Annotated in this window: 10 protein-coding genes and 2 pseudogenes; 8 read left to right on the forward strand and 4 right to left on the reverse strand. The window is 60.4% G+C overall.

The genetic code is table 11. The annotated features are described in order from the left end of the window. Positions 1-53 precede the first annotated feature (53 nt). The 3 genes and pseudogenes from FN835_RS20385 to FN835_RS20395 form a co-directional block, all read right to left on the reverse strand. Positions 54-731, reverse strand: a complete 678-nt coding sequence (locus tag FN835_RS20385) for a YihY/virulence factor BrkB family protein (protein WP_142665076.1) — start codon at positions 729-731, stop codon at positions 54-56. Positions 732-1,058: 327 nt separating this feature from the next. Beyond that, complete coding sequence (locus FN835_RS20390) at positions 1,059-2,171, reverse strand: Hint domain-containing protein (RefSeq protein ID WP_246098829.1); 1,113 nt, start codon at positions 2,169-2,171, stop codon at positions 1,059-1,061. Positions 2,172-2,858: 687 nt separating this feature from the next. Continuing rightward, positions 2,859-3,098 (reverse strand): annotated as a pseudogene (locus FN835_RS20395) (aldehyde dehydrogenase (NADP(+))); the annotation flags it as partial. 158 nt (positions 3,099-3,256) lie between these two features. On the opposite strand from FN835_RS20395, the gene FN835_RS21940 reads away from it, so the two are divergent. The 7 genes and pseudogenes from FN835_RS21940 (at position 3,257) to FN835_RS20430 (ending at position 9,150) form a co-directional block, all read left to right on the forward strand. Further along, positions 3,257-3,556, forward strand: a complete 300-nt coding sequence (locus FN835_RS21940; protein ID WP_425467500.1) for an SMC-Scp complex subunit ScpB — start codon at positions 3,257-3,259, stop codon at positions 3,554-3,556. A gap of 150 nt (positions 3,557-3,706) precedes the next feature. Beyond that, complete coding sequence (locus FN835_RS20405; protein ID WP_142665077.1) at positions 3,707-4,462, forward strand: IclR family transcriptional regulator; 756 nt, start codon at positions 3,707-3,709, stop codon at positions 4,460-4,462. A 26-nt stretch (positions 4,463-4,488) separates the two neighbouring features. Continuing rightward, positions 4,489-4,950, forward strand: a complete 462-nt coding sequence (locus FN835_RS20410; RefSeq protein WP_142665078.1) for a tripartite tricarboxylate transporter TctB family protein — start codon at positions 4,489-4,491, stop codon at positions 4,948-4,950. Continuing rightward, complete coding sequence (locus FN835_RS20415) at positions 4,947-6,449, forward strand: tripartite tricarboxylate transporter permease (protein ID WP_142665079.1); 1,503 nt, start codon at positions 4,947-4,949, stop codon at positions 6,447-6,449. The genes FN835_RS20410 and FN835_RS20415 overlap by 4 nt, the downstream gene beginning before the upstream one ends. A 24-nt stretch (positions 6,450-6,473) precedes the next feature. Next, entirely contained in the window at positions 6,474-7,283 is an 810-nt protein-coding gene (locus FN835_RS20420; protein ID WP_185958785.1) for an RraA family protein, read from the forward strand. 23 nt (positions 7,284-7,306) lie between these two features. After that, positions 7,307-8,284, forward strand: coding sequence for a Bug family tripartite tricarboxylate transporter substrate binding protein (locus FN835_RS20425; RefSeq protein WP_185958786.1), 978 nt, complete (start codon positions 7,307-7,309; stop codon positions 8,282-8,284). A gap of 98 nt (positions 8,285-8,382) precedes the next feature. Beyond that, positions 8,383-9,150, forward strand: a pseudogene (locus FN835_RS20430) (IS5 family transposase). Between the two features lies 1 nt (position 9,151). Here FN835_RS20430 and FN835_RS20435 read toward each other — a convergent pair. After that, on the reverse strand, positions 9,152-9,724 hold the full coding sequence (locus FN835_RS20435; protein WP_142665081.1) for a LuxR C-terminal-related transcriptional regulator: 573 nt from the start codon (positions 9,722-9,724) through the stop codon (positions 9,152-9,154). A 124-nt stretch (positions 9,725-9,848) separates the two neighbouring features. On the opposite strand from FN835_RS20435, the gene FN835_RS20440 reads away from it, so the two are divergent. Further along, the coding region (locus tag FN835_RS20440; protein WP_281285407.1) for a CoA-transferase at positions 9,849-10,075 on the forward strand (227 nt) is incomplete at its 3' end.

A 10,075-nucleotide genomic window follows, 5' to 3' on the forward strand; every position in this document is an offset into this window, starting at 1 on the left:
ACCTCCGACCAGTACCTGAAAGCCGCCGCCTGACATGAAACCCATGCTGAAGCTTAGCTGAGCGGCAAACCGGTCCAAATTCCCGGACCACCTCTTACCGCTAGTCCAATGATGACGAAGCCCGCGAGGATAGGCCATGTGATCCATGCAATCGCCGTCTGCACGCCTGTGTTCAGATGCAGAAGCTCGGCTGCGGCGGGCAGCACGACGATCAGCCCTATCACAAGGATCAGCCCCACGATCAGCGCAAGCGTTATGCCGAAACCCGTCATGTAGAGCATGGGCAGACTGCGTGCCTCATCCTCATCATAGGCGATATTGAGCCCTTCGATCAATGTCATCACGCCCTTCATCGCGCCGTATAGCGCCAGCCCGATGCCGGTAATGGCGACGACGCCGGTGCCGGTCCCGCCATCCACGACCTTGGCAAGCTGGTCGTGGATGATTGCGGCGGCATCGGGCGGCAGGAAGGTCACAATCCGCTCCATCACTTGTCCGAGATCGGCGGGGTTCAGGATCAGGCCGGAAATGGCAACCAGTGCGCCGATAGCCGGAAAAATGGCGATAAGGCCATAAAAGGCGATGCCCGCCGCGACGACGCCAACATGATCCTGCGCGATCTCATCTTTGACGCGCAGCAGGATCTGCTTCCAGCCACGTCTTGGGATGGCGGCAGGAGAGGTCGCATCGTGGCCCAGATCGTCGAGAGGTCTGTCAGAATAGCTTGGCATCAAAAGGCTTTCGCGTCGCGATAGGATTGCAAAACCAACGCCGGAAAATGCACTTCGGGTCCACTGTTCCGTGCAAAGCGCGGTAGGTTTGGTTAAACATCACACCGCAGGAATGGTGCCTCACGGGCAGCGCATAAGGGCTTGATCTGGTAAGATGGCTCCGCAGACCATTGCGGCTACGCAGTTCCGCCATTCGTTCACATCGCGGCTGATGGCGTCTGTTCGTTGGGGCGCTCGTATTAACGACCGCAGCGTATATCTTATTTAGATAGCCAAGAAGCCCGCCTCCGCGAGGCTTGCTCATCGTCCACGTCCCATCAACGGCATTTAGCCGATCAGATCGCGGCGATGCTGGCGGTGGCGCATGGCCAATTTACGTCCCATGTGCCCAGAGGGCAGCATACGAGCGCTCTTTGCTTTGTGGTCGTGATTGCGCAGTTCGGGAAAAATCGCGAAAATTTCTTCCGACGCGGCGGCTCCGACGGATCTTAGCGCCTGTGGGCCGGTGTAGAGCGACTCGGTTTCCGCACCGTTGGAAATCACGATTTCATGGTTGTCGAATAGCATGTGAAAGTATTCCACTTTTTCCATGTCGATGGCGATGTCGATGCCATCGATCGTCAAAAGCTGTTTGGCTGCGACAAGAACCTCTGCGGCACCGAACATTTTCTGTGCAATCTTCGAACGGACAAGAACACGGTGTTGCGGCGAAACAATCAGATCGGAAGTTGGCGTGCCACCACCCAGCGAACCGGCCTTGATGCGGATCGGGCGCAGGTTCTCGTTGAGAGCGAGTTTAGTGCAGTTCAAGATGGTTCGGCCCATCCAACGGATTGGTTGTGCGCCACTGTCTTTAGTCGTAACCAGATCGCCCTCAACCAGATCCTCAATGGCACGCAGACCGTCAGGAGTTTCCAGCATGGTACCTGCGGCGAAGCAAAGAGGCGCTTCCGCTTCGAGATCATAGCCGCGAGGGCTGAGGGTTAGCGTGGAGCCGACGAGACCAGTGATACCGTCAAGGCCCACGATCGCATCGTTGTCGGGGAAAACAACGTAACGCGTTCCAGCATCGCTCACTGCAATAATGACTTCTTTCGACGCCCCGAGGAGCGGCGTAAGCGTGCCCGTGCCCGTCAGCGTCATCTTGACGGTTGTGTCGGTCGTCCCGCCAAGGCCACCTGAGGCTTGGGTTCGCAGGGTGAATTCTTGTCCAACATTGATAACATTGTCGCCCGCAATCGGTGTGCCGTCGCTATTGACGGGACCGGCGACCGTCGTGTTGGTTGTCCGACCGAGCAAATCGGTTCCGTCGGTAACAGTCGTCAATGCATTCAGATTGACGAGGCTGAGAGTGACCGAGGTCGAGACATTAGGATCGGTGCCGAGACTGATCAGCCCGCCACCCTGAAAATATGCAACGTCGGTGAGAGAAGTAGTCATGCAATGGCTCCATGAGAAGGACAATAATTTGTACGTCGCCCACCGGACTTACCGGGGCATGGTCACATGAAGGGGAAAAGTTGAAGCGTGCCCCCAACAGACACGACAGTATGCCGCGATTTCTGAATTATTCACACTGAACGGTTTAGTGCGTTAAGTTACATATCACGCAGAAGTTGATTTGCGAAGAGGAGCCTCTTCCTTTTGTGCAAAGTTCATCCGGCAACTATGGGGCTTGCTCTGCGACGTTCTCCAGTCAGCCCCTCAGGGTCGCTGAATACCGTGCGAACAGGAAAATAACAGATTGCGGTTCATTGATCCGATAGGGGGCAGAGATGGATCGTCAGGAGGAAAGCGTAGATCGACACTGCTGGGCACGGTTGCAGCGCGGGGATCAGAACGCGTTGTTTGCAGCGCGGCGGGCGCTGAGGGAATTGCTCAAACCGCTTCAGGAACAGGAGACCCTCTGCTTCGAACCGCCGCGGCGCCGCCGGAGCACCAGCAGCGACGGTATTACACCGATCTGGACGCGCTCCCGGTGGCAGCCATCGTGTAGCTGGATCTCAAACGGCGCGGTGGTGATTGAACCCTCCCACACACTCAACCCTCAAACTCCCTTCCGCATAGTGGCATTCCACGATTTGCAGAAAACCGTCTGGGTCATCGAGCGCGTTGGCGGTGATGATCCTTGGCGCGGGCCTCGATCTCGTCGGCGATGGCCTCCAGGAAAGCGGCGCGGGTGTCGCGCGGGCTGTAGCCATAGGACCAGAACGCGTCCTCGGCGGCGGCGCAGGTCTGTTCCACAAGCGCCACCGTCCCAATGCTGAACGGGTGCGATGGGCCAGAGGCCGGCTCGGATGCAAATGTCGCGCCGTCCCCAACCCAGGAACCCGCGATCAGATGCTTGCCGTGCGGGGTGTATGTCATCATGCGTATCCCGTAGATTTTGCTCCTATATTCAGGGGAGGTTTAGAGTTCCCCGCGTGCCGCGCTGGCCCGCGTTGTGGGCCGCGATTTCGCGCTGGAGCTGCTGATCGAGGACATCGCCGTGGAGCTGGCCGGTCGGCCCCTATGATATCGCCCGCATCGCCGGGGGTTGGCAGCTGCGCACCCGCGCTTGCTATGCCGACGCGATCCGCGCCGCCCAAGGGGACGGCGACGCCGCACGCGATCTGACCCCGAACGAGGCGCTGGTCCTGACCATCATCGCCTACCGGCAGCCGGTAACGCGCGGCGCGATCGCGCGGCTGACCGGGCGCGAGGTCAGCCGCGATCTGATCGGGCGGCTGTCTCACCAGGTGCCGGATCTGGAGGCGCTGCAGGACGCCGGCCTGCTCGCGGAAGACGGCATCGATCTCGGAATGCCCATTGCCGGAGAGGAATGAGGGCGGATCGCGCGTCAGCATTTGCGCCCTTTGCCGATAGTAGGCCTCCAATAAATCTAAAAATGAGCGTCTCTACTATGGCGCCAATAAGCATTGACCCACATTTCACAATATTCTACTTTATAGATATAACATCTACAGAGTAGAAATATGACCAAAGAGAGCGAACGCACCATCGCAGCCGTCGAAGCGGCGTTTCAGCTGCTGGATGCGTTTGACGGCGCGGGTGCTTTGCGGCTGGCCGATCTGCATGAGCGGACCGGGCTGACGCGCAGCCGGATCCTGAGGCTGCTGGGCACGCTTGAGGTCTGCGGCTATGTCGTGGCCAGCGGCAAGGGTCAGTATGTTCTGGGCCCAAAGATCTTCCGGCTGGGCTGGTCGATGCGCGACGCCTATTCGCCGATGATTTCAGTCCTGCGCCCCGCATTGGAACGCGCGGTGGCGGATTCCGGCGTGACGGCCTTTTTCTCGATCCCTCGGGGCGATCAGCGTGTGGTTCTGGCGAAATGCGAACCCAGTTCCGGCGTGCGCTACGTGGTTGAGGAAGGGCAGGCCCGCGCCCTGCATGTGGGCGCGACGGGTCGTGTGCTGCTGGCCAATATGGAACCCGAGCTTGTCGACGCCGCGCTGTCAGGGGGGCGGATCACTGCTTTGACCCCGGCAACGATCATAGACGCCGATGAATTGCGCGCTTCCATCGACTCGGCGCGGGCCGAGCAGTTCGCCGTCAGCTTTGGCGAGGCGACCTCGACCGCCTTCGCCATGGCCGCGCCGGTTCTGTCGGGCAGCCGTCTGGTCGGTGCCCTGTCGCTGGCCGGTCCGCTGGAGGATTACGAGGCGCGCCGCGAGGTCTGCCGCGAAATATTGGAACGGGAAGCACGCTTCCTGGGAAGCAGGATCGCCTGAAGCGCGGTTCGGGAGGAGGATAAGACATGTCAAGCTTCATGCGGAAGGATGCCCTTGCGGGCATCTTTCTGATGGCTGTCGCGCTGTTTTTCGGTGTGGCGGGACGCGATCTTGCCATTGGCAGGATTGCCGAAATGGGACCGGGCTTCATCCCGCTGACGCTGGCCGCGGTCATGTTCGCCATCGGGGCCGTCATGACACTGACGGCCGTGCGTGCGGCGAATGCACCCGCGCTGACGATCCCTGCGGGTGCCGTGCGGGTGCTGCCGCTGATCTTTCTGGCGGTGCTGGCTTTCGTGCTGTTGCTTCAACTCCTGGGCTATGTGCTGGCTTGTGCCGCGATGGTGACGATCGCCAGCCTTGCATCGCCGCAGGCCCGCCGCCGCGAGGTCGCGATTTCGGCAGTCGTCCTGTCGGTCCTCAGCGCGCTCGCGTTCGTCACCCTGTTGGGCCTGCCCATGCCGCTTTGGCCGGAGGCCCTGCTGTGAGCCTGATCGACAACCTTGCCACCGGGTTCGGCGTGGCATTCACCGTCGTAAACCTGCTTTACGCACTGCTGGGCGCGGTTCTGGGAACGCTGATCGGCATTCTGCCCGGCCTTGGCCCGGTCGCCACCGTCGCCATGCTGCTGCCTGTGACCTATACGCTGGAACCGACGACCGCGCTGATCATGCTGGCGGGCATCTATTACGGCGCGCAATACGGCGGATCGACGACCGCCATTCTGGTCAATCTGCCGGGCGAGGCGTCGTCGGTCGTGACCACGCTGGACGGCTATCAGATGGCGCAGCGGGGCAGGGCGGGGCAGGCGCTGGCTGTGGCCGCCTATGGATCGCTTTTTGCGGGGATCGTCGGCACTTTGCTGCTGGCGGCACTGGCCCCGGCCTTGGCCTCGGTCGCTATCGGCTTTGGCGCGGCGGAGTATTTCTCATTGATGCTGCTGGGGCTGATCGGCGCGGTGGCGCTGGCCTCGGGTTCGGTCCTCAAGGCGATTGCGATGATCCTGTTCGGTTTGCTGCTGGGATCCATCGGCACCGACATCAATTCCGGCGTGGACCGCTATACCTTCGGCGTGTTCGAACTGGGTGACGGTATTGATTTCGTCGTCGTCGCCATGGGCGTCTTTGGCCTGACCGAGATCCTTCGCAATGTCGTGCGTCCCGAAACCCGCGACCTTGGCACCGCGGCCATCGGCGGTATGCGCCTGTCGCGCGACGAGGTGCGCAGATCCGTCCCGGCGGTGTTCCGGGGTTCGGCACTGGGGGCGGCGATGGGGCTATTGCCGGGGGGCGGCGCGCTGCTGTCGTCATTCGCGGCCTATACGATCGAAAAGCGCATCTCGAAGCACCCGCAGGAATTCGGCAAAGGCGCCATCGAAGGCGTGGCCGCACCCGAAAGCGCCAATAACGCCGCGGCGCAAAGCTCATTCGTGCCGATGCTGACGCTGGGCATCCCGGCCAACGCCACCACGGCGCTGCTGATGGGTGCGATGATGATCCACAATATCCAGCCCGGTCCGCAAGTCATGTCCAGCCATCCGGAACTGTTCTGGGGCCTGATCGCGTCAATGTTCATCGGCAACGTCATGCTGGTGATCCTGAACCTGCCGATGATCAATATCTGGGTCAAACTGCTCAGCATCCCTTACCGCCTGCTTTATCCCGCCATTCTGGTCTTTGTGACGGTGGGGGTTTTCAGCATCCAGAACAGCACGTTCCTGATCCTGCTGATGCTTGGCTTTGGCCTACTGGGCTATCTGCTGAGCCTGTTGGATTTCGAGCCTGCGCCGCTCCTGCTGGGCTTCATCCTTGGCCCGATGGTCGAAGACAATTTCCGCCGCGCCATGCTGATTTCGGCAGGCGACCCCACGACATTCGTGACCCGTCCCGTCAGCGCCGTGCTGCTGGGGCTGGCCGTGGCGCTGCTGGTGCTGCTGGCTTTTCCCAGCATCCGCAAAAGCCGCGAACAAGCTTTCCAAGAAGACTGATCCCGCATCTGAAAGGGCTAGGGAATGACCGCACTTGAAAAACTGTCCGCCGAAACTTCGGTCGCGCAGGATTACGACGATTACAACGCCGCAGGCCGCATCTGGGGCCAGGTGCCGCGCGACCGGATCACGAAGATTCGCTTTCCGCGTGCCTCGCAGGAAGTCACCGCCCGCTATCTGGCGCTGGCCGACATGACCACCACTGTGTCGGACCTGCTGGACGCGCGCGGTATCCGTGGCGTCATCGCAGGCAGCCACATGCCGGGCATCATCCCCGGCAAAAAGATCGCCGGCACCGCCGTCACTCTGCGTTCGATCCCCGAACGCAAGACCCCGACGCAGGGCGCGATCGACAAGGATCCGATCAAGATGTCCACGCGCGAGGTCTATTATCTGGCCGAGCCGGGCGATGTGCTGGTCGCGGATTTCGGCGGCAATCTGGACGTGTCGAACATGGGCGGCCAGTCCTGCACCGTGGCCAAGACCACGGGCTTTGTCGGCTCGATCGTGAATGGCGCGATCCGCGACGTGAACGCGATCCGCGACATCGATTATCCGGTGTGGTGCAAGGGCGTGACCCCGATCACCGGCAAATTCCGCATGGAAGCGATCGAGATCAACGGCCCCGTCACCGTCCATGACATCGTTGTCTATGCGGGCGATCTGGTCGTGGCCGATGATAGCGGCATCTGCGTCGTGCCCTTCGATTTGGTCGAGGAACTGATCGACGAGGCCGAAGCCATTGAGGCCGCCGAGGACAAGATGCGCGAACTGATCGCCGATAAGGCACCGATCAGCGAACTGCGTCCGCTGTTCCGCAAGCGTTACGACTGAGCATCCCTAAGGGAGGAGAAATGATGCTGAAGACGAAACTGTTGCCGCGGCTTCTGGCCGCGGCGGGCCTGACGCTGGTTGCAGGTCTTGCGCAGGCGCAGGATTGGCGTCCCTCGGATACGGTCAGGCTGATCGTGCCCTCCAGCCCCGGCGGCGGGCACGACACCAACGCCCGCGCGCTTAGCGCGGTGATGGAGAAATATGCCGGTCAGACCATCGTGGTCGAGAACCAGCCCGGCGGCGGCGGCGTCGTGGCCTATAACCAGATGGCCGGGGCCAAGCCCGACGGTCTGACGCTGGGTCAGGTTTCGACCGCGCTGGTCACCGACCGTTACCGGCTGGACAACGTGAAATATGGCGCCGACAGCTTCCGCTATGTCGGGGAAATCTCGGCCGATCCCAACCTTCTGGTCGTCTCGGCCAAGGGGCCTTATGCCGACATGCCCCTTTCGCAATTTCTGGAAAACGCCAAGGCGAACCCGGAAACGGTGCTGATGGGCGTTTCGGGGAATTGGGGCAATCAGGATTACGTCCGCTATGCGCTGGAAAAGGAAACCGGCGCCAAGTTCCGACGTATTCCGGTCAAGGGCGGGCGCAACATCCTGCTGGGCATTCTGGGCGGAGATATTGGTGCGGGCCTGCTGTATCCGTCCGAGGTCAAGGCACAGATCGATGCGGGCGAGCTGAAGGTGCTGGCCCATAACGGCGCGGGCCCCGTCGCGGGCATTGACGGCGTGCAAAGCTTTGCCGATCAGGGCGTGAATGTGGGTCTGTCGGTCTGGCGCGTGCTGGCTTTGCCCAAGGATACGCCAGATGACGTGTTCAACGGCTGGCAGGAAATCTTGCGCCAAACGATGGAAGATCCTGAACTTCGCAAAGGCTATGAAGCTGTCGCGGTAGGTTACGCCTATTCCGACGGCACAGGGGCCGAAGCCGTGGTGCGCAAGGCGGATGAAGAGCTTGGCGCCATCAGTCGCGAAGCCGGAATCGTCAAAGAATAAGGCCAAGCGGGCCGCCTCGACAGGCGGCCCATTCACCTCAGTGCAAGCGGCCTTAGGTCGTGTTGACAAAAGGGTTTCCGCTGGCCCGCGCGGGGGAGATGATCTTGGCTCGCAACCTGATGTCGGACAATGAGTGGGCTTTCTTCGAAGGCTTTATTCGTTCAGTTCGTCGCCCGAACGGGCGTAGACCTGCGGATCATCGTCGTGTTCTGGATTGCGCGAACTGGTGCTGCTTGGCGTGACCTGCCCGAAGAGTTCGGCAAGGGGTCTTCGGTCTACCGCCAGGTCCGCCGCTGGACGTTGGCAGGGCTGTGGGAGGACATCCTGGACGCTCTCAACCATGCGGGGGTCGCGCCAGACAGGCTGCAGATGGTCGACAGCACCGTGATCCGGGCGCATCATCATGCAGCGGACGCAAAGGGGGACTCCGAAAGAGGCTCTTGGCCGTTCGAGAGGTGGGTTCTCGACCAAGATCCATCTCCGCGTCAACGGTGCTGGCCTCCCGATGAGGACCGAGATCACATCTGGGCAGGTTTCCGACTACACCGGCTATGATCTGGTGATGGCCGATAACCTGCCGCAACCAGTAGTTCTGGTCGCCGGCAGATGCTACGACTCTGATAAAATTCGAGAAGACATCGAAAGCCGCAACGCCCTAACCCATGATACCGATGCGAAAGAGCCGAAAAGTGCGCAAGGCGGTCGATATGACCATCTACACCCTGCGCAACATGGTCGAGCGGTGCTTTAACAAGCTGACGAACAGTCGCCGGCTCGCAACCTGCTACGACGAGACAGCAGACAGCTACCTCGGTTTCGTCGACATCGCCTGCATCAGACTATGGCTCCGTCATTTGTCAACATGACCTAAGCGGAAATAAGCCGTCGAGCTAATTCCGAACTGTTTCTCGCACCTAACTTACGCATCATATTCGACCGATGAACCTCAATCGTTCGTGGCGAGCTTTTTAACGCGAGAGCGATTTCTTTGCTGGTGAAGCCGTTAACGATGTAGTGGGCAACGGTCTTCTCTGTCGGGGTTAGCGGGTTCGTAAATTTGAGGCCGGAAGTGAGTTGCCGATAGGTCCAGATTGCCAGTTCTTCGGGGTCAGATCGATCCATGGCGCGCCCGACACCCTCCATCCAGACAACAGAATTATTGCGCAGCCGCATGAAGCGTTCGTCCCGATAAACCTCGTGCGTCAGCATGGCGGAACGGGCGCGTTGGCCGATCACATCATAGTCTGCCTCGTCGGGATAAAGCAGCCTGATCGACCGCCCCTCAAGCTCTGAAGGTTTCCAGCCGAAGGTTTGTTCGACCATTTGGCTGGCTTGCAAAATGATCCGCCGCGACAGGACCATTGTTGCATCCGGGGCGTAAATAAATCCTAGCTGCTGATATTCCTTCGCGCTGTTCGGGTTGGCTCTTCGTTCTGGCATGGGCTTTCCTTGGCGAACTACTTAGCCACCTACGTATTCTCACGGATATATCCGGAATCACAGCCGTGTCATCATCTCATGACCCTGCTTTTGCATCTGCGACTGCGGGGTAGGGAGGGACGTGATGAAGAAGCTATACCCAAGCGCGGATGCCGCGCTTGCCGATGTTCTGAAAGACGGAATTTTGATCGCTGCCGGGGGCTTTGGCCTATGCGGCATCCCCGAGCTTGCGATCGAGGCGATCCGCAAGTCGGGCGTCAAGGATCTGACGGTCGCCAGCAACAATTGCGGGGTGGATCATTTCGGTCTTGGCGTGCTGCTGGACAGCCGCCAGCTGCGCAAGATGATCAG

Source organism: Paracoccus laeviglucosivorans, from assembly GCF_900182695.1.
Lineage (GTDB): Bacteria > Pseudomonadota > Alphaproteobacteria > Rhodobacterales > Rhodobacteraceae > Paracoccus > Paracoccus laeviglucosivorans.